The 19,582-nt window shown below is 38.4% G+C and carries 21 protein-coding genes; 11 read left to right on the top strand and 10 right to left on the bottom strand.

What is annotated here, in order from left to right; translation table 11 throughout:
- Positions 1-86 precede the first annotated feature (86 nt).
- The 3 genes from IFO69_RS18390 to IFO69_RS18380 form a co-directional block, all read right to left on the bottom strand.
- The gene (locus tag IFO69_RS18390; protein ID WP_225444205.1) at positions 87-2,405 is read right to left on the bottom strand and encodes a M56 family metallopeptidase; all 2,319 of its coding nucleotides are present in this window, start codon (positions 2,403-2,405) and stop codon (positions 87-89) included.
- Between the two features lie 137 nt (positions 2,406-2,542).
- Positions 2,543-2,905 (bottom strand): BlaI/MecI/CopY family transcriptional regulator, encoded by a 363-nt coding sequence (locus IFO69_RS18385; protein WP_192011603.1) that lies wholly within the window; start codon positions 2,903-2,905, stop codon positions 2,543-2,545.
- A gap of 192 nt (positions 2,906-3,097) precedes the next feature.
- The gene (locus tag IFO69_RS18380; RefSeq protein WP_192011602.1) at positions 3,098-3,847 is read right to left on the bottom strand and encodes an acyl-CoA desaturase; all 750 of its coding nucleotides are present in this window, start codon (positions 3,845-3,847) and stop codon (positions 3,098-3,100) included.
- Positions 3,848-4,027: 180 nt separating this feature from the next.
- Between IFO69_RS18380 and IFO69_RS18375 the strand changes: the two genes are divergently transcribed.
- The 6 genes from IFO69_RS18375 to IFO69_RS18350 all read left to right on the top strand — a co-directional run bounded on the left by IFO69_RS18375 (position 4,028) and on the right by IFO69_RS18350 (position 9,761).
- Entirely contained in the window at positions 4,028-4,399 is a 372-nt protein-coding gene (locus IFO69_RS18375) for a phage holin family protein (RefSeq protein WP_192011601.1), read from the top strand.
- A 184-nt stretch (positions 4,400-4,583) separates the two neighbouring features.
- Entirely contained in the window at positions 4,584-5,144 is a 561-nt protein-coding gene (locus IFO69_RS18370; protein ID WP_192011600.1) for a hypothetical protein, read from the top strand.
- Positions 5,145-5,213: 69 nt separating this feature from the next.
- On the top strand, positions 5,214-6,116 hold the full coding sequence (locus IFO69_RS18365; RefSeq protein WP_192011744.1) for a histone deacetylase family protein: 903 nt from the start codon (positions 5,214-5,216) through the stop codon (positions 6,114-6,116).
- 126 nt (positions 6,117-6,242) lie between these two features.
- Positions 6,243-6,875: an OmpH family outer membrane protein gene (locus tag IFO69_RS18360; RefSeq protein ID WP_192011599.1), complete on the top strand. Its 633-nt coding sequence runs from the start codon at positions 6,243-6,245 to the stop codon at positions 6,873-6,875.
- A 110-nt stretch (positions 6,876-6,985) separates the two neighbouring features.
- Positions 6,986-7,957, top strand: a complete 972-nt coding sequence (locus IFO69_RS18355; RefSeq protein WP_192011598.1) for a deoxyhypusine synthase family protein — start codon at positions 6,986-6,988, stop codon at positions 7,955-7,957.
- Position 7,958: 1 nt separating this feature from the next.
- Positions 7,959-9,761: an OmpA family protein gene (locus tag IFO69_RS18350; RefSeq protein WP_192011597.1), complete on the top strand. Its 1,803-nt coding sequence runs from the start codon at positions 7,959-7,961 to the stop codon at positions 9,759-9,761.
- Between the two features lie 41 nt (positions 9,762-9,802).
- On the opposite strand, the gene IFO69_RS18345 is transcribed toward IFO69_RS18350, so the two are convergent.
- From IFO69_RS18345 to IFO69_RS18335, 3 genes are all read right to left on the bottom strand, one after another.
- Positions 9,803-10,345: an SRPBCC family protein gene (locus IFO69_RS18345; protein ID WP_192011596.1), complete on the bottom strand. Its 543-nt coding sequence runs from the start codon at positions 10,343-10,345 to the stop codon at positions 9,803-9,805.
- Positions 10,346-10,895: 550 nt separating this feature from the next.
- Positions 10,896-13,256 carry a S9 family peptidase gene (locus IFO69_RS18340; RefSeq protein WP_192011595.1) on the bottom strand — a complete coding sequence of 787 codons (2,361 nt, stop codon included), beginning with the start codon at positions 13,254-13,256 and terminating at the stop codon, positions 10,896-10,898.
- An 89-nt stretch (positions 13,257-13,345) separates the two neighbouring features.
- A complete protein-coding gene (locus tag IFO69_RS18335; protein WP_192011594.1) occupies positions 13,346-13,678 on the bottom strand; it encodes an Hpt domain-containing protein in 333 nt (110 codons plus the stop codon).
- Between the two features lie 170 nt (positions 13,679-13,848).
- On the opposite strand from IFO69_RS18335, the gene IFO69_RS18330 reads away from it, so the two are divergent.
- Positions 13,849-14,001 (top strand): hypothetical protein, encoded by a 153-nt coding sequence (locus IFO69_RS18330; RefSeq protein WP_192011593.1) that lies wholly within the window; start codon positions 13,849-13,851, stop codon positions 13,999-14,001.
- Positions 14,002-14,033: 32 nt separating this feature from the next.
- The gene (locus IFO69_RS18325; protein WP_192011592.1) at positions 14,034-14,678 is read left to right on the top strand and encodes a DUF7255 family protein; all 645 of its coding nucleotides are present in this window, start codon (positions 14,034-14,036) and stop codon (positions 14,676-14,678) included.
- A gap of 5 nt (positions 14,679-14,683) precedes the next feature.
- Here the strand turns inward: IFO69_RS18325 and IFO69_RS18320 are convergent, their stop codons facing one another.
- Entirely contained in the window at positions 14,684-15,301 is a 618-nt protein-coding gene (locus IFO69_RS18320; protein ID WP_192011591.1) for a deoxynucleoside kinase, read from the bottom strand.
- 3 nt (positions 15,302-15,304) lie between these two features.
- Entirely contained in the window at positions 15,305-16,204 is a 900-nt protein-coding gene (locus IFO69_RS18315; protein WP_192011590.1) for a 3-hydroxybutyryl-CoA dehydrogenase, read from the bottom strand.
- Between the two features lie 183 nt (positions 16,205-16,387).
- Between IFO69_RS18315 and IFO69_RS18310 the strand changes: the two genes are divergently transcribed.
- Positions 16,388-17,218, top strand: a complete 831-nt coding sequence (locus IFO69_RS18310; RefSeq protein WP_192011589.1) for a CvfB family protein — start codon at positions 16,388-16,390, stop codon at positions 17,216-17,218.
- Here IFO69_RS18310 and IFO69_RS18305 read toward each other — a convergent pair.
- Positions 17,215-17,574, bottom strand: a complete 360-nt coding sequence (locus IFO69_RS18305; protein WP_192011588.1) for an arsenate reductase family protein — start codon at positions 17,572-17,574, stop codon at positions 17,215-17,217. The two genes, IFO69_RS18310 and IFO69_RS18305, sit on opposite strands and share 4 nt — an antisense overlap.
- 109 nt (positions 17,575-17,683) lie before the next feature.
- Here IFO69_RS18305 and IFO69_RS18300 point away from each other — a divergent pair, with 109 nt between their 5' ends.
- Both IFO69_RS18300 and IFO69_RS18295 read left to right on the top strand, forming a co-directional pair.
- Positions 17,684-18,172, top strand: coding sequence for a YkgJ family cysteine cluster protein (locus IFO69_RS18300; RefSeq protein ID WP_192011587.1), 489 nt, complete (start codon positions 17,684-17,686; stop codon positions 18,170-18,172).
- A 49-nt stretch (positions 18,173-18,221) separates the two neighbouring features.
- Positions 18,222-19,139 carry an ROK family protein gene (locus IFO69_RS18295; protein ID WP_192011586.1) on the top strand — a complete coding sequence of 306 codons (918 nt, stop codon included), beginning with the start codon at positions 18,222-18,224 and terminating at the stop codon, positions 19,137-19,139.
- A gap of 2 nt (positions 19,140-19,141) precedes the next feature.
- On the opposite strand, the gene IFO69_RS18290 is transcribed toward IFO69_RS18295, so the two are convergent.
- Positions 19,142-19,534 (bottom strand): hypothetical protein, encoded by a 393-nt coding sequence (locus IFO69_RS18290; protein ID WP_192011585.1) that lies wholly within the window; start codon positions 19,532-19,534, stop codon positions 19,142-19,144.
- Positions 19,535-19,582: the final 48 nt, after the last annotated feature.

Raw genomic sequence — 19,582 nt, 5'->3', positions numbered from 1 at the left:
GGTTTAAGAATTTATTTATGCTTAAAATCTAAATTAAGAAACAGGTTTTGGAAGACCAAGGAGAAGCGTAGCTTTCCGGTTTTTGCTTATTTTTTTGTAGTGATCAAGATCACACCGTCCTGAGCTTTTGAACCATATAAATTGATGGCATCTCCATTTTTTATCACTTTAATGGAGGCAATGTTTTTAGGATCCATATTCTTCATTTCTTCATCAGTTTGAATTACTCCATCTATCACATAAAGCGGCTTTCTGTCAGCAGCCAGTTTTTCAGTGATTTCAATTTTTGGAGCTTCCTTTTCCACGCTTGAAGAGCCTTTAGGGTTTTGTTTAGGTAATGTAACTCCTTCTTTTAAGGTTATTTCCACAACACCATTTTCACCCTTTTTATCATATTTATCGATGGCCTTCTCATCTTTAAGTACATTGATGCTCTCTATGTCTACAGGAGAAATCTGACTTATTATTTCTTTATCGTATTCTTCTCCATTGATAAAATATAATGCTTGACTTAGATCTTTGGCGTTTTTTCCACTTACTGAAGCTCCGTCAGTAGGTGACTTTTTCGCCTGGGCTCCATAACCTATCACAACCACTTCATTCAGTCTGTTGGATTTTTTCTTTTTTTCGTCTGCAAGAGCAAAGCGAATAGGCATTCGCATTTTTACATCAACGACTTTTCCACGTTGTTTACCTGGAATCCAATTGTCCGCATTTCTAATGACACGCAATGCTTCTTCATCTGCTCCGTTACCAATTCCTCTGAGGATTTGAGGATCTTTTAACACTCCTGTTTTGTCTACTATAAAAGATACATATACAGTCCCTTCAATACCATTCTCTTTTGCCTGTTCAGGATATCTGAGGTTGCTGGTCAAGTAATCGAGCCATCCATCCATGCCTCCATAGGGAGCAGGCATTTCTTCCACTACATCAAAAACTTCATTATTGGTTTTTTGCTGACTTGGATTTGAAAAGAATAACTTTCTTTGGGCTGTTTCTCCTCCTGATACTTTGAATTTTACAGGCAATACCATTAAGGTATTAATCGCTTCCCCACTGTCCATTCCAGGATTCCACTCTGGCATGCTCTCAAGACTGAACATTCTCAGTACTTCATCATCCAGACCCATACCCATGGATTTTTTGATGGTGGGAGAAAGGACATGACCTTCTTTGTCAACCACAAACTCTACATACACTGTTCCTTTCGCTCCTAGCTGCCTGGCTTCTTGAGGGAATTTTAGGTTTTTGGACAAAAACTTATTCCAAGCTTCCATTCCACCTTTTGGAGCAGGCATGGAATCGGCGGTTTGCTTAAGGTCTTCTATTCCATAGTCCTTGGTGAAGGAAGACTTTTGTTTGAAAATGTGCAGCATTTCCAGTACTTTGCTGTACTCATCATTGTCGGAAATACCGCTGATTTCGTATTGCAGATCACCATACTGAGCAGTAACTTTTCCATCCTGTAAAGATGAAACGTATTCATAGTGTTTTGGGGATTTGATTTTAAATACCCGGGTATTGACATTGATTGAATCCTGTGCTGCTACAATTTGCTCTCGGATGGAGGAAATGCTTAAATTGGTAAACTCAGATAAGAAACCATCTGAGCTGGTGGTTTTCATGGAAACCAAACCCAACAGCATAGCTGTTAATGGGATTACCATCAGTAATTTGATCCAATTGGTTTTTTCTGCTTTTTTCATCATCATAATCCGCTTTAAGGTTGTCGATCTTATAAAATGGTTGCCAATAGGAAGATCAAGTCCCTTGAATGCTATTTTGACGATAAGATTGGTATAAGATTCTCTATTGGCTGTTTGTTTTACCACATTTGCATCAGCCGAGAATTCATGTGTATCGATCAGGGCAGTTCTCATCAGGTGGATGCCTGGGTTGAACCAAAATAAAATGCTCAAAATTTGATAATAGATCATATCCCAGGAATGTCCCTGTTTGATATGCTCTATCTCATGTTTGATGATTTGTTCTTTCTCTTCAGCTTTAAGGTTTTGGGTATCATCCCAAAAAAGCTTGTCGAAAAATGAGAAAACTGGCGCCAGACCAAAAGTAGGGATTAAAAAATAATTTCCCTTAAGTCTATAAACGGTTTGGTACCAGCCTTTTTCCTTCAATAATCTCAGCTGCATCAATTGCCAAAGCAAACGGCAGGCAAGGATAGTGGCGATCAAGAGGTAACCTATAAATAAGTAGTCCTTCCACTCCAAAAGGATGGGGAGCTTAGTGCTACTTACGGTGACCTCCGGTAGACCAAATGTTCCAACTATGTCCTCTTCGGCCGAATTAGCTGTCAAGTACTGAAGGAAGTCTGTTTCCTCCAGTGAAATGGAGGGCTTTGAAAATTGGACCGGGATTTCTATCAATGGAAATAAAAGTGCCAAAACAGGGGAGACAAGAAGAAATATCCTGGTGAAATTGAATACTTTCTCCCCTCTAAGGAAACACCAATAGATCCCGAAAAAAAATAACAAGCAGAAGGTACTCTGCCAGATATAATTCACCAAATGTGCCATGCGACTTATTTTACGTCATCTTTTACCTCATTCATTAATTTTTCCAGCTCATTGATATCCATGTTTTCGTCCTTTGCGAAGAAAGAAGCCAATTTGGAAAATGAACCACCGAAATAACCTGACAGTAGGTTTTTAATCGAAAAACTCCTGTACTGATCTTTTGTTACGATTGGGTAATATTCATGCGACTTGCCATAAGCTTTGTGTTTTACGAAGCCTTTTCTCTCCAGTATCCGTATGATCGTTGATACTGTATTATAGGCAGGTTTTGGGTTGGACATTTTGGCTAGGATATCTTTGACAAATCCTTTCTCGACATCCCATAGAATTTGCATGACTTGTTCTTCGGCTCTAGTTAACTCTCTCATCTTATATAGTTGTTTTTTCTTCAACTTAATCATTTAGTTTGTAAATAACAAGCAAGTTGTTGATCTTCTTATCGGCAAGCCTAAATTAATTAGAATGATTTAGTTTAACAACTATCTAGATAGTTTAAATTAAAAAATTAGTTTATTGTGGTAAAAAAATAGGCCACTGGTTTGTGTGGCCTATAGCTGATTTTATTGTGCTCTCAGCTTAATGATTCTTGTAAAGTGTAATAGCTTTACAATAGGGTAGGTAGGATCAAATTCATACCATTTTACGGCAAAGTTTGGTCTATTTGGAAGTTTGTGGTGGTTGTTTTGGAACAGTTCACCCAGCATCAATACATCCAACAATAAGCTGTTTTTCGATTGGTCATTATTATCAAAATTGGCATAACCGTATTTATGTCCGCTCCAGTTGACGATGGCTCCATGTACAGGTCCCATCATGAAGTGAATTGGAAGTAAGAAGTACATCCACCAATGGGTGCCAGGTAGTTCAAATACACTGATGCTCAAGACATAAATAGCTACATACAATAATCCCCATGCCACCCTGATCATCATACTATCGGCCATCAGGTCAAATTTTTTCCAGTCAGGAACATCTTTGGAGAATCGCTCTTCAGGCTTTAGTTTGAAAGAGAAATAGTCATTGTAGATGTTCTTTGTTTTCCACATCATGGTGAAAAGGTTTTCGGTATGATGTGGGCTGTGTGGGTCTTTTGGAGTATCACTATAGGCATGATGCATCCTGTGCAATATGGCATAAGCTCTTGGAGAAAGGTAAGAGCTACCTTGACATACCCAAGTAAAAAAATAGAAGAACCTCTCCCAAAACTTGTTCATAATAAACATTTGGTGAGCGGCATATCTATGTAGAAAGAAACTTTGGCAAAACAAAGAGAAATACCAATGGAGAAGAAAGAAGACTATTAATATCACGTAATTTAGAATTGATTTAAGAACACAAAGATAAATTCTTCTATGCTAAAATTTAAGTAAGGACTTGATAATTTTTATTTAATATGACATAATTCATGTTTTTTGAGCAAGATATTGTTGTGATGCTACTTTTTTACTTGTATTATGAAGTGTTTTTAACTTTCATCAAATATTTTCCTTATGAGTGATTCAAACTCCGGATGCGGCAATATATTGGTTCAGTTGGCTGTCGCTGGCCTTGCTGTCATTATTACTGGTTATTTATTGCCAGGGGTATCAGTGGAGAACTTCTGGGTGGCTGTGGTGATCGCTGCGGTCATCAGTTTGTTGAACTTTACCATCAAACCCATCTTGATTTTCTTAACCATCCCCATAACCCTAGTTACTTTGGGTTTGTTCCTTTTGGTGATTAATGCATTGATCATTTTGATTGCTGCAGAGATAGTTCCTGGCTTCATTGTAGATGGCTTTTGGTGGGCTTTATTATTTAGTTTTATTTTATCTATAATAAATGCCCTTTTTGGCGTTTCTTTGTTTAGCAAAAATCGATGAGTATGCTTATCACAAGCTGGTAAAAAATGAAGGTTGTTTTTTTGTTGTAATCATTTTTTTTTCTGGTAATTAATTGTAATTTAATTACTTATAAAATGGTGGTTGCAAGATTAATATGTAACTGTTTTTAAATTTTTACCAAGTGCGATAAGTAGATATTCAATTCACCCTTTTATTTACAGATATGCAATACAAAAATGATGGGTTCAAGCCCGAGACTATCGATGCTTTTAAAGCAGAATTGAAGGCTTCCAAAAAACCTTTTAAAATCGTTCCATCTGAGGGTAATAGTGACGAGTTTGTTAACTTTTACTTTGTAGGTATGTATGAAGGTAGGGAAGTAATTTATGATGCGGCCCTTTACACCTTGCGCCTTCATCACTCCAGTGAGATATATGAATTGGCCGAGCACAAAGCTGCTCAGAAGTTCCCCAACTTCAATGGGATCAATTATGAGGAAGATGAAAATGGTAATCTTAAGCCTCTCAATAGTAATGAGGAAGAAATAGGCTGGTTTATTACAGAAATCATCATGGAACTAGAAGAGGAGGAAGCTGTTAAGGTACAGGAGTTTATTGATCTTGATACCAATCACGACTATGGGATTGGATTGGATGTAGCTTTACATATTGACCATGTAGATGAAGCGGCCATCCTTAAATTCATCAAGGAGTTTAATGATGACACTATTAAGCTGGATGAAACCATGTATGCTTTTCAATCTGAAGACGTAGAAGAAGAATAATAAACCCTCACACAACTAATTGTATTCGCCGTTTGTTGATTTTAACAAACGGTTTTATTTTGCCCAATGATTTTAAAAATAGCTTGGTCGCCTAAGTACGCTCATCCATTACCTTTTGGACATAGGTTTCCGATGGAGAAATATGATCTTTTGCCGGAGCAGTTACTGTACGAAGGCACAATAACTCGAGAGAATTTATTTGAGCCGGAAGCCTTGGAGGCAAAGTGGATTCTTAATACGCATCATACCGGTTATGTCGATAAGTTGACCAGCTTGAATCTTTCCAAATCCGAAATCAGAAAAACCGGTTTTCCACTGAGCCAATCTTTGGTGGATCGTGAAATCCATATCATGCATGGTTCGGTACAAGCCTGCCTTTTTGCCTTGGAATATGGTATCGCCATGAATATCGCTGGGGGAACTCACCATGCCTTTTCAAATAGAGGAGAAGGGTTTTGTCTTTTGAACGACATTGCGATTTCGGCGAATTATTTGATCCAAAATGGACTGGCCAGCAAAATTCTGGCAGTGGACTTGGATGTGCACCAAGGAAATGGAACCGCTGAAATATTTCAGGATGTTTCAGCAGTTTTTACCTTCAGCATGCATGGCGCGTCCAATTATCCACTTCAAAAGGAAAAATCAGATCTGGACGTAGGCTTGCCCGACAAAGTGGGGGATGAATTCTACATCAGCACTTTGAAATCCCATTTGGCTCCTTTGCTTGATCAGGTAGAGCCAGATTTTATTATTTACCAATGCGGGGTGGACGTATTGGCTACCGATAAGTTAGGTAGGTTAGGACTTAGTATCAATGGGTGTAAGGAGCGGGACAGAATAGTGTTGAACGCTGCTTTTCGCCATGAAATCCCCATCATGTGCTGTATGGGAGGGGGGTATTCAGAAAAAATAGGCCATATAGTTGAAGCCCATGCCAATACGTATAGGCTGGCCCAGGAAATCTTCTTTTGAGAGAAGACTGGGTTCACGAAAGAATGTTAAACTTTCTTTATAAAAACTTTGATCATTATCGAATTAGATTTGTAGAATGAGAAGTTTGTTTATATTTGCGGCAAGTTGAATTAATAAACCAGAAACGTGAGAAAATTTAGTAAAGCACTAGGAATTTTAGGAATTGCAGGAACCCTTTTGGTGGCTTGTAATAATAAGGGAAATGAAAGCACTACTGCCGGCGCTGGTACTTCCGGTGAAGGAACAGTTGAATTGAGCGATTTGAACATTGCTTACATCAACACGGATAGTGTGATCAATAACTATCAGTACTTCAAAGATAAGTCTTCTGAAATTTCTGAAAAGGGCAAGCGCTATGAAAGCGAGCTTTCTAACAGGGCCAAGGGTTTTGAGCAGGAAGTAGCTAATTTTCAGCAATCTGCACAGAACATGACACCTAACCAGTCAAGGGCCAAGCAAGAAGACTTGATGAAAAAAGAAAGAAACTTGGTGACTTATAGAGATAACTTGATGCAGGAGCTTTCTGCAGATGAAGCAAATCTTTATAACGAAGTTTATGATAAAATTCAGGAATTCCTTAAAGGTTATGCTGAAGAGAACAACTTGGAAATGATTCTTTCTTACACTAGAGGTGGTGGTGTATGGTATGCCCACGATGCCCTTGATGTAACGACTTCAGTAACCAAAGGACTAAATGACGCTTACAGCTCTTCCTCAAAAGATACATCCAGCACAACTGACACCACTTCAGCTGAATGATCAACCGTAGGAAATAAGAAGATACAGTAAAAGCCCGGTTATTTCCGGGCTTTTTTTGTATCATGTCATATCAGTAGTAATTTTGATAAATTATTTAAACGCTATATAGGATGAAAATTACAGAATTTCTCAAGCACAATTTTAGGCACTTTAATGCAGCGGCTTTGATAGATGCAGCTGAAGGCTATAAGACCCATTTGGACAATAATGGTAAAATGATGGTGACATTGGCTGGAGCTATGTCTACTGCTGAGTTGGGGATTTCACTGGCGGAAATGATTCGTCAGGACAAAGTTCATATCATCACATGTACTGGGGCTAACTTAGAAGAGGATGTCTTCAACCTTGTTGCACACGATTATTACGAAAGAGTTCCACATTATCGTCAACTTTCTCCAGAAGAGGAACAGGATTTGCTAGACAGACATATGAACAGGGTCACTGATACCTGTATTCCAGAAATGGAGGCAATGAGAAGGATTGAGGATGTAATCCTCGAAGAATGGATGAAGGCTGATCAAGCTGGTGAAAGCTACTTCCCGCATGAATTCTTCTATAAAATTTTGCTTTCAGGAAAGCTGGAACAATCATATCAGATTGACCCTAAAAACAGCTGGCTCTTAGAGGCGGCTAAGAAGAATCTTCCGATCATCGTTCCGGGATGGGAAGATTCCACGCTGGGAAATATGTTCGCAGGACATTGTATCACAAAGGATGTGAAAAATGTTCATACCGTTAAGAGCGGTATTCAGTATATGATGTATTTAGCAGACTGGTATACAGAAAATGCCACAGATGACAGCACTGTAGGGTTTTTCCAAATCGGTGGAGGCATTGCAGGAGACTTCCCAATCTGTGTGGTACCCATGTTGCACCAGGATCTTCAGAGGGATGGAGTGCCTTTATGGGGCTATTTCTGCCAGATTTCTGACTCCACCACCTCATATGGTTCCTACTCAGGAGCAGTACCAAATGAGAAAATCACCTGGGGTAAACTGGGAATTGATACGCCTAAATACATCATCGAATCTGATGCGACCATCGTGGCACCATTAGTATTTGCGATTGTATTAGACCAATGACATGAAAGTAACTGAAAAAATTAAGTCAAGTATTTTAAAAGCAAGCACTGTTCCTGTGCTTGCTTTTTGTGCTTTTACACCATCCTTTGCCCAGGGTGTATATGCCCTTAGACAGGTAAATACACCTTATGATGAGCAACAACCCGTGATTTCTTCGAAGGAAGAATTATTTCTGAGTGTTGCTTATCACCCAGACAATACAGGAGGAGGCAAGGATTTGGGGGATGTATGGTACAGTAAGAAAAACGACTTTAACCAATGGCAGGAAGCAAGGCCTGTCAAAAGTTTGAGCACATCAGGATATGATCTTTTGATAGGTTTCCCTGATGACCAGACTGCGTTGGTTTATCATGATGGCAAAAAGAAAGCCCATGGTATCCATCAATACAAAAGAGTAGGAGAGACGGAATGGGAATACATGTTCCAATTGGATTTTGGAAGTTTTCGAAACAATGGAAGAAGCTTTAGTGCCAGACTGCACCCTTCGGGTGAAATACTGGTGATGTCCATGAACTCTTATGGGTCCTATGGAAATGAAGATATTTATGTGAGTTTCAAACAGTCCAATGGGAAATGGTCCGTTCCTAAAAATATTGGCCCCGTAATCAATAGTTATGAGCAGGAGATGACCCCTTTTCTATCTGATGATAAACAGATCTTATATTTCTCTACCAACGGCCATGGGACAGAAGAAGGAAGGGATATTTTTTATGCCCAACGTTTGGACAATACCTGGGAAAATTGGACCAAGCCTAAGAGATTAAAAGATGATATCAATACCAGAGGTGTGGAGCTTTCCTATTTTATTGATCCGAATAGCCCTTATACCGCTTTTGTGACCACGACGAAAGATAGTGAAGGGTATGGCGATATTATGATGCAAAGGAAAGAAGAAATTGTTTTGGAGGAAGTGAATATGGAGAATGCCAATCCAAACCGTTTCTTAGCTGCTAATTTTCCAGTCAGAACCAGCAACCAAAGAGCAGTTGAACAGTCAATTGCTCCAATAATTGAGCAAAGTGAAACATCTGCAAATACTCCAATTAATCAGCCTTCAACTACTGTTGCATTAGAAGAAACAGTTCAGCCAGAAAATGAGGTGATTCAAAAGGAAAGCATTTCTGAAATTACCGCAGGAGAAAAAGAGGTAGAGAAATTAGAAAAGGTGGAAGCAGAGACCTCTAAAATTGAGGAAGCTCCAATAGATAAAGGAAATAGCATTACCCTGAATGCAGCAGATAATAATACATTAAAGAACATTCCGTTTAAGGTCGTTTTTAAAGATCAAGATGGAAAAAGTATAGGTGTAGAGAATGATCATCAAGGGCCCGTAGAATTAACATTGAGAAAGGGTACATCCAAACTGACTGTTTCTTCGCCCAATTATCTTCCTGTTTCGTTGTCGATAGAAGAATTAGAACAGAGAGCGGAAACAATCCTTTTGACGCCTGCCAAGAGTGGGGTGAAAATGGTATTGGAAGAGGTGCTTTTCAAAAAAGGTACGTCTGAAATTGCCAATGAAAACTCGATGAGATATATCGATGAGCTTGTTGAGTTTTTAAAGGAAAATCCTGATTTAAAAATCCGACTGGAAGGTCATACCGATAATGTGGGCAATGCATCCTTGAACAAGGAATTGTCCATGGACAGGGCAGGGGCCATCAGGGATTATATGGTAAACCAAGGAGTGGAGTTTGAGAGAATCAGGTTGAGGGGATTAGGAGGTTCTCAGCCGATAAGCAGCAATGACACAGAAGAAGGAAGAGAGCAAAACAGAAGGGTTGAAATGGTAATCATCCAATAAGGATCAATTAAAAAGCAAAAGGGGCAAATTTAGCCCCTTTTTTATGATGCCTCCATTTGTGATTTTAGTGTTTGTAAACCTTCTTCCAGTTGTCCTCCGAGCATTTCTTCCATACCCATCAATTTCATGACCAAGTTCATTGGATAGCCGGCCACACTATGAAATCCCCAAACAACCTTGGTTTGGTTACCAGATACCTCTTCTGTGAGCATGTAAGCTTCATCATTGGCCTCAAATGGCTCAATAAACCGTAATTCATAATCTATACGTTTATTATCTTCAAGGCCAATGATTTCCTGCTCACCCTTACCGACCTCTGAATTTTGGCTGTCCCAAGCAGCAACTGCGCCGACGGTTCCATCTGTTCCTGAAAAGGTCTTTTTCATGTTGGGGTCCATCTGCATCCATACAGAAAATTTGTCTTGGTTTTTCAGCATTTTAACATAATCAAAAACCTCTTCAACGGGCTTGTTGATGGTTACTGTCTTTTCAACATTGATTTCCTTACTGATAAATAGTGCTGCAACAAGGGCTATGACGATGATGCCCAAGATGGCGAATAAAATGCCTTTCAGAATTTTCATGGTTAAATTAGTTTAATGTTAGTAATTAAGCATTTGAAAAACTGAGTTAGTTAATTTGTATATCTAACAGCTCTTGTGAAAGATATAAATTTTGGCAAAGTCTATTGTTATGAGATAATAGTTTAAATATTGGCAATTGGAAATGATTTTTCTAGAAATTGACCCTGTTTCAAGACTTTAATCTTCATTTCTTTTATTCAGACTTTATGTTTATTAATGGCTTTCAGAAATGCTTTGCATTTACCTTAGATGAAAAGAAACGAAGCAAAGCTGTTCCGAAGAGTTTCGGAAGAAAAATCAAGACACAGCTTAAGGTTCCTCCCTCATGGCCCCCTGTCTCGCAGCTGTGTTGACCTCTCCGCAATTACAAGCTTTTAAGTTAAAAGCCTTTAACTTAATAACACATTAAGTAATCTAATATAAAGTTTGATATGCTTAACTACTATAGTTTTAAAAAATATTTGGTTTTTAAGGGTTCATTCAATTTCAAAATCAAAAAATAATCCCTGACAAAAAATTGTCAGGGATTATAGGGTGTTCAATCAAAAGTCTACTCTAGGAGTGTTTGATTAAAAAGCTTTAAGATTCGTTTGTATTCATCTGTCCAACTGCTAGGTTCCACGAAACCATGATCTTCTACGGGATAAACGGCCATTTCCCAATTGTCTTTTCCTAATTCAATCAAACGCTCAGAAAGTCTAACTACATCTTGGAAATGAACATTGGTATCGATCATTCCATGTGCCATCAACAAATGCCCTTTGAGACCCTCAGCAAAATAAATAGGAGAGGATCTTTTGTAGGCAATGGGATCGTTGAATGGTTCATTGAGAATATTAGAGGTGTAACCATGGTTGTAATGGGCCCAGTCTGTTACTGATCTCAGTGCCGCACCAGAGTGGAAAGTATCACTTTCATTGAATAAGGCCATCAGGGTAATAAAACCGCCATAGCTTCCACCATAGATCCCTACTTTACTTTGATCTATACCTTCATTTTCTATTAGGTAGTTTACACCGTCCACTTGGTCTGAAAGGTCTTTGCCTCCCATGTGTCGGTATATTCCGGTCCTCCAGTCTCTGCCATAGCCAGCACTGCCTCGATAATCAATGTCCAATACTGTATATCCTAAGTCTGAAAGTAAATTATGGAACATATATTCTCTAAAGTAGCTAGACCACCACATATGGGCATTTTGGAGATAACCAGCTCCATGAACAAAGATCACAGCAGCACCATTGAAGGCTTCAGCGGAAGGCTTATACATTCTTGCATGGACGGTTTGTCCATCACTGGCCTCAAAGGTAACATGTTCAGGATCCTTCCATTGGTAGGCTTTAAACTCGCTGCTTTGACCAGAGGTTAATTGTCTTGAATTGCTTTTAATTTTATTTTCTTTGATATAAAGCTCCCAAGGTTGGTTACTATAACTGTGCAGAATAGCCAAGTGTTTTTCATCAGGAGAGAGACTAACCTGGTTGTTACCTTGCATAGAAGTCAGTTTGATCATTTCTCCTCCCATCACTGGCATTTTATAAAAATGCCTTTCCCCAGGATGCACCTCAGAAGTGGTCAGGTACCAGTACTTTTTATCATTGGATAATTGAGGATCAAACACCTCGTATTGACCAGGGGTTAAGTCGGTTTTTTTACCTGTTTCCACATTAAGTAGATAAAGGTGAGAGTAGCCTGAAGCTTCAGATTGGAAATAAATGTGTTGATCATCAGGTAACCAACCCAATGTTCCCCCTCCAAAACCATAACCAATCCCGGGCCCTGCTATCCACGCTTCATCCCTTTGTCTATCCAGAGATGATAATTCACCTGTTTCCAAATCCAATAAAGCGATCCATCTATCTTTATTGTCTGTGGACCTTATATTAATTATTGCTTTACTTTTGGAAGAGAATTTAGGATTGGCAGGAATGACCGAACGGTTTTCCTTTTTCCATTCTTTATCAGGATAATCTGTTACATAATCGGGTAAATCAGTTATTCCAGGAAGACTTTCAGTATTTACCAGGTATACAGTATCTTTTTCTATATTGTAGATGGCCATTTCAACCTTACTAGGTTCCTCACCAACTTTTGGCCGTGTGTTTAGGTTGGTCGTGTAGCCAGAGACATCTGTGAAATCAGGTACAAAGGTATTCTTTCTTTCTTCACTACTGGTGATCAGGTTAAAGGTTATGAACTTACCGTTGGGTGTGATTTGTAAATTGGAAATCCTTTTTTTACCGGCATAATAAGTATAGGGTTCTTTTTTCTTTGTCGCTGCTCTATATGATTTGGAAAGTTCCTTTTTTTCTTCTCTTTCCTGAATCACTTTCAGCAATTCAGTGTTTTCTTTTTTCAGCCAACTTTCTTTTTTTGACAGTTCATCTTCTTTTTTTGATGGTTTGTTACCTGTTTTGATGTTGGTGAGTTTACTGATTTTTCCTTCTTCTATGTCATAGGTGAAAATATTATCAGCCATCTCAAAAGCAATGATACTTTCATCCTTAAGGAAAGTTGGGTTAGAGATTCTCTCTCCAAGTGACAATAATTCCTGCTCTTTATCTTTCTTGCTATCATAGGAATAAAGAACTCCATCCCGGGTATAGATCTTTTTGCTTTTATCAGCATTGTACTCGCCTGTCGGTACTAAAGCAACTTGCTCTTTCCAGCTGACTTTGGTAATAAGGTCTAAATTGGAAATGGAGATTTTATAAAGGGAGTCAGATGGGTTTTGATCAGGGTTGTAATTAAAATAAATGTTTTCACCATTTTCTCCCCAACGAACATTTGAAGGGAAATTGCCCATCCATTTAGGGTCTCTCATGATTTTTTCGACCGATAAGTCACTTTGTTGTCCAAAGCTGGTCAGTGTGGTATTAAAAATAATTAATAACAGTAAATGTACTTGTTTCATATTTGGGAATTTTTCCCTGAATATGGGCAAGTCCGAGAATTATAACAAATCAAAAAAGTTTAAATGGTCAACAAAGAGGCTAAGTTGACCTAAATATCATCTATCAGCTGATGGAGCTCTTTTTCAATTAACCTAATATCATTGATCAGGTCATTTTTCCTTTTGGGGTAGGCTTCTTTTACATCTTTTTCTATCTCTTGAAGGATTTTTTGAGTGTGTGAAGAACCCACATATCCCATTGCAGACTTTGCCTTGTGACATCTTATTTTTACTTCATCATATTGTTCCTCATCAAAATACTTGTCCAGGTCATTTAGCTCAGGCAAATTGTTATGGAGAATCATTTCAAGCATTGGCTTGATCAGTTCAGGGTCATCTCCTAAAAATTGATGAATAACATCTTTGTTAATCAACTCGTACATAATTAAATATTAAACAGTTTTCTGATATAATTTATTCATTAATGAAGGATTAACCAAATGACAAAATGCTTTTTAGGTATTTATATTCTCAGGGCGTTCCTTTACAATAAGCGAACTTTCTTTTAATTTTGGGTATTACGAAACCGAAAAATAAAGGAAAAGTTTTCATTATGGAAACAAAGAAAAAAGTATTTCTTATTCTAACTATTATTTTTCTAATTATTATGATTTTGATAGGCATCGATATTTCTTCCAAGACTACATTTCCAGGTTCAAAAGGAAACCTAAAAGAAAGGATCATGGACAGTGAAATCAATGAATGAGAATAGAGCTCCGAAATTAAAAAGAAAAATAAGTGCATCAACTTAAAGTAAAAAACCTGGTCCAAATTCTTTTGGACAATAATTTAGATGTAGAGGAAGACTTCAAACTTGAAACCAACTATAAATTATTGGATGAAAAGGCACAGGACCTCATGGGTGATTTATTCACCAAGGCGGGTGGAAGCGGTAATTATGTGATGCTCGAAAGATTAAAGTTTGATTTTAGAATTGATCGCTTTCTTTTCTTGTATGACGATGCGGTACATTTTAATCGCTACCGACTCAATACCCTTAAATCTTCTCTTTATGAAGTATTTACTTATAGCTGGGTAGATAGCTATAAAAGACTTTGCAGGACCTTTGAAAAGGAATGCTTGAAGTCCGGTCTAAATGAAAGAATTTGGAATGGCCCTACCATTGCCAAACAGTGTTTTGGAAGATCAGAGGAATCTGGAGATCTCAGTGGCAATGGTTCTTCAGGGTGGAAGTTGAATGCCTATAATGATGCCCAGTATGATTTGCTTGGCAGGCTCCATGGCTACAAAATGATTCGTATTCCGATGTACGAAAATATCATGACTGGTGGAAGCCTAAAAAGAATTGACCAACTGCTGATCAATCCAAAAGAAGAAAATCAAAAGGCAATAGTTAGCTGGCTGCAAAGGAAGTTAGTGTAAATACTTTAAGAAAATAGACCGTTGATTTCACAATCGATCTTGTTTACAATGAGACCAAAATCTTCTGGCTTATGGACAAAGTCTGTATTATTTACATCAATGATCAATAATTTGCCTCTATCGTAAGAGGAAACCCAGTCCTCATAGTGTTGGTTTAGGTTTTTCAGATAGTTGATGCTGATGTTGTTTTCGTAATCTCTTCCTCTTTTTTGTATTTGACTTACGAGTTTGGGGATTTCTGCCTTTAAGTAAATCAATAGATCAGGCGGTTCGACATATTCCATCATGGAATGGAACAATTTGAGATAGTTCTGATAATCTCTTTCTTCCAAGTAGCCAGATTGATGTAAGTTGGCAGCAAAAATGTAGGCGTCTTCATAAATAGTTCTGTCCTGTACGGTTGCAGATTTACTTTGGTTGATTTTCTTAACTTGCTTGAATCGGCTGTTTAGAAAATAAACCTGTAAGTGGAATGACCATTTTTTCATATCCTCATAGAAGTCCTCTAGATAAGGATTGGTCTCCACATCTTCCAGTTCAATTTGCCAACCGAAATGTTTTCCCAACATGGTGGCCAAGGTGGTCTTTCCACTTCCGATATTTCCTGAAACAGCGATGTGCATTTCCTAGTGATGTAGTTTTTTGAACTGTTCAGCCACTACCAGGTCCTTGTTCCCAGGTGTATGGATATAGAAGCCTGATCCACTTTTTACTCCCTTATGGCCTGCTTGGACCATATTGATTAGAAGTGGGCAAGGGGCGTACTTAGGATTTCCAAAACCTTCATAAAGTACCTTCAATATGGATAGGCAAACATCCAGTCCGATAAAGTCAGCCAGTTGGAGTGGTCCCATGGGGTGGGCCATTCCCAATTTCATAACGGTGTCAATTTCTTCTACTCCCGCGACCCCTTCCTGTAGGCTGTAAATAGCTTCATTGATCATGGGCATCAAGATACGGTTGGCTACGAAACCTGGGTAATCATTCACTTCTACAGGTACTTTTCCCAAGTTTTTGGAAAGTGACATGATTTGGAGTGTTGTTTCATCTGAGGTATTGTATCCCCTGATCACTTCCACCAATTTCATAATAGGAACAGGGTTCATGAAGTGCATGCCTATTACTTTTTCAGGTCTGTTGGTAGCAGCTGCAATCTTGGTGATACTAATGGAGGAAGTGTTGGTAGCAAGGATGGCTTTTTGAGGGGAAAGTTGATCAAGCTCTTTGAAAATATTTAACTTGATAGATTCATTTTCGGTAGCTGCTTCTACTACTAAATCTGCTGATTCAACACCTTCTTTTAAATTTGTAAAGGTCTTGATATTGGATAATGTACTTTTCTTTTTATCGCTTGAAATAACTTCTTTATTTACCTGTCTATCAAGGTTTTTAGAAATAATAATTAAAGCTTTTTCGAGTGATTGTTCATTGATGTCCACCAAGGAAACTTGATACCCGTTTTGAGCAAAAACATGCGCGATACCATTTCCCATGGTACCTGATCCAATGATAGCTATTTTCAACATAAAAGAAATGGCTTGGGATGAATGATAGTGGATCCATCCAGGTTATAATGTGTTTTATATTCTTTGGATAAAGCTAAATTTTAATGCCTGTTAATCCAATAACCTTTGGGATTTTAACAGATTGTTGACCAACAAAAATCAGTTTTGAGCATATTTCAGTACCTTTGAGAACAAATTAAAACTATGAAAGAACTCGGTAAAATTTCCAAGCTCAGAATCAATCGTTTCACGGCCAATGGAGCCTACCTTCAAATGTCTGATGGGGAAGAGGTATTGTTGCCCAAGGGCTATCTTAAAGGAGAAGAAAAAGAGGGGGACGAACTGGAAGTTTTTATTTATACAGATAGTGAGGATAGACCCGTAGCGATAACTGACAGGCCAATTGCTTTGGCAGATGAGTTTGCGATAATGGATGTCAAAGAGGTGACCCAATTTGGAGCTTTTATGGACTGGGGCTTGCCCAAGGATTTGTTTGTGCCCAAGTCAGAAATGGGAAAACCAATTACCGAGGGAAATAAATACCTCGTAATGGTCTGTGTGGATTACAAGACCAATAGGCTGATTGGTGTTTCCAAGTATCAGGATTTTATGCTGAGCGATACCAGTGTGTTTGAAGAGGGGCAAGAAGTGGAAGCCTTGATTTTTGATCAGACTGATCTGGGCTATAAAGCTTTGATTGACCAGCATTATGAGGGGCTGATCTATGGGAATGAAGTTTTCCAGCCGATAGCCATTGGAGATAGGATTAAAGTTTATGTGAAAAAGAGGAGGGAGGATGGTAAGCTGGACCTGCAGTTGACGCCGTTAGGAAGGCAGAAATACGAAGAAGGGGCAGAAAAAATCTTAAGCGTTTTAAAAGTTAAGAAATTTTTGCCCCTTCATGATAAATCATCCCCCGAAGAAATCAAAAAGACTTTAGGGATGAGTAAAAAACACTTTAAACAGTCTATTGGTCAATTATATAAAAGTAAGAGAATATTGATCAAGGATGATGGTATTGAATTGAATGGCTAATTCAATTTTAGGATTTCCATTGGTTTGATGCACAAAACAGCCTTTTCGCGTTTGATCGCTATGGGCGCTTTGATCAAGTGGGGATACTTGACAAGTATATTGAGCCAACTTTCATCATCCCAGGTTTTTCCTGCTATTTGATTCTGATAATCGGGATGAGCCCGGTTCAGCAAGTCTTTTGGCCTTAGTTTCAATTTGTCGAGGATAGATCTCCATCCAGTTGTGGTAATATGTTCTTTTTCAATATTAATTTCATTTACATACTTTGACACAGATCTGGCATAAGCCCTGGCTTGCTTATCGATAGAATGCGAAGGAATGTAATAAAAGAACAATTCAGTAGGGTGCATTTTCATGTCAAATTTGGGTTATGTTATGAATAAAAATACAAATTATTACGTGAAATCCAAATATTTTACTGATTAATTTATTTGTTTCAGTTAATATTATAAGTGTATTGTGAGTATGGATTTAGAAAATTTTAAAAAGAAGGCCCGGAGCGAGTACCCTAACCACAAAAAGCTTAAGGATAGGTTGAGGAAAATCAAACCCAAAGTGTTGGACAAGAAGTTTGAAGAAGCGCACGATGCTCAATTTGAACATACCGACTGTCTGGAATGTGCCAATTGCTGCAAAACTACTAGTCCAATTTTTATACAAACTGACATTGATCGTCTGGCCAAGGTATTCCGGATGAAACCTTCTTCTTTTATTGATACTTATTTACACAGGGACGAAGAGGGAGATTTTGTGCTCAACAGCTCACCATGCCCCTTTCTGGGGGATGACAATAAGTGTTTTGTTTATGATGCCAGACCCAAAGCCTGTAGGGAATATCCACATACCAACAGGAAAAATATGCACGGAATTTTGAATTTGACGTTAAGGAATACACAGGTTTGTCCTGCAGTTCACGAAATCTTTCAAGAGTTTTCAAAAGATTTTAGGAAGTAACTTAATCTGTTTACTATTTTAGAAGCCAAAACCTATTATACCTAAAACCATGAATAATCAAAACGAACACTTTTTAGGTGTCGATGTGGGAGGAACCCATTTGAAGATTGGCCGAGTGAGCCAGGAGGGAGAGATTGTATCTTTTGATAAAGAGGATACTGGACCTTATAAAGAGGATCCCAGGGGCTTTAATGCTTGCTTTGTTGATGTGATTGGAAAGTATCTGGCCAAATATCCTGACGTGAATAAAGTTGGGATCGGATTGCCAGGCCTGATCAATAAGGAGAGGACTACTACTTTGGAGATACCTGCTATTCCTGATCTGGACGGTTTTAACCTTAAGGGAGCTTTACTGGAAAAATATCCAAACAAATTATTCTTTCTGGAAAATGATGCCAGCGCAGCTGCGGTGGGGGAATTTAACTTTGCTTCTTCAAAGCCCTCTTCCAATTTCCTGTTTATCACCATGGGAACTGGAATAGGTAGTGCAGCAGTATTAGATGGTAAGATATTCAAAGGAGCTAGGGGCAATGCGATGGAAATGGGCCACATGATGTCCCGTGGTAATGCCCGTTTGGAAACCCTTATTGGCAGAAATGGCATTTTGAGAATTCTTGAAAGAATGATCAATGCTTATCCTGAAAAAGCTGGAGAACTGAAGGATAAGGAGTTGGGCACGCACCTTTTGGTGGATACAGCCTATGCCGGCAATGAAGTTTCACTGATGACTTTTGAGGAAGTAGGAAACATCTTGGGAGAAGCTATTGTCTCTACAGTGAGGATTTTGGATGTTACGGAAATTTATTTTGGAGGAGGGATTTCAGCAGGGCTGGAGTTTATGATGCCTGCTTTGGATAAAACAGTTAGGCAGTATTTGACGCCTTATTATGTAAAAGACCTTAGGTTGATCAAAGCCACTTTGGGTAACAATGCAGGAACGCTTGGCGCTGCAGCACTTTGCTTTTAACCTTAAGGCTCAAGTGTAGTAATGGTTACTTCGCTTACTTTATTGATAGCATTCATTCGGAAAAGAACCTTTAGGGGTTCTTTTTCTGTATCTTGGCCAGCACATTTATCCGAAGGTTCTAGAAAGTAGTAAAAGAAACTTTGGCTTTTGTCCAAAAGCAATACCCGATCTGGTCTTCCAAAAGTAACGATTAACTCCTGATTGGTAGCTTCCAAAAAAGCATTCTTGATCTTTTTAATTTCTTCAAGGTCCTTCAATCGCAATCCCTTACAGCCATCCCTGTCACTTTTCCAGTTTTCCAAGTTGATATTTCCAACATCCAATTTGGAAGTGCAAGCAATACCAAGTGTGAAAATCATGACAATAAAAAACAGGGAAAGCAATAATCTTTTCATTGAACAGAAAGGTTTCTTGAATTAGGCTTCGAAGTTACGATAAGAAAA

This window comes from Echinicola arenosa (assembly GCF_014841125.1).
Taxonomy (GTDB): domain Bacteria; phylum Bacteroidota; class Bacteroidia; order Cytophagales; family Cyclobacteriaceae; genus Echinicola; species Echinicola arenosa.
Note: the sequence above shows the minus strand (reverse complement) of the source record. Positions and strands in the feature narration are given on the sequence as shown.